Consider the following 546-nt stretch of genomic DNA (forward strand, 5'->3'; position numbering starts at 1 on the left):
CGCTTTGCCCACCCTACGATGCCCTACTTGTATTCCCGCTCTGTCCACCACGGGAAATAATCCGGCATGTCGCTCGATACCTTGTTCTTGAACTGCGCAGGGCGCTTTTCCAGGAACGACACCACGCCTTCCTTCACATCGTCCGAGCGGCCGCGGGCGTAGATGCCACGGCTGTCGACCTTGTGGGCCTCCATCGGATCGTCGGCGCCCATCATGCGCCACATCATCTGGCGGATCAGCGCCACTGACACGGGCGCCGTCTTCGCCGCGAATTCCTTGGCGAGCGCGCGGGCGGTCGGCAGCAGATCATCAGGGGCTACGACCTTGCTGACGAGGCGACCGGCGAGGGCTTCCTGCGCCGGGAAGACGCGGCCCGAATAGCACCATTCCAGCGCCTGCGAGATGCCGACGATGCGCGGCAGGAACCAGCTCGAGGCAGCTTCCGGCACGATGCCGCGCTGGGAGAACACGAAGCCGAACCGCGCGGCATCGGACGCGATGCGGATGTCCATAGCGAGCTGCATGGTGACGCCGATGCCGACCGCG

The 546-nt window shown here is 65.4% G+C and carries 1 protein-coding gene; it reads right to left on the minus strand.

What is annotated here, in order from left to right; all coding sequences use genetic code 11:
• Nucleotides 1-23: 23 nt before the first annotated feature.
• A partial coding sequence (locus FXB41_RS40425; protein WP_246649648.1) for an enoyl-CoA hydratase-related protein occupies nucleotides 24-546 on the minus strand: 523 nt, incomplete at its 5' end.

The sequence above is a fragment of the Bradyrhizobium canariense genome (assembly GCF_019402665.1).
Lineage (GTDB): Bacteria > Pseudomonadota > Alphaproteobacteria > Rhizobiales > Xanthobacteraceae > Bradyrhizobium > Bradyrhizobium canariense.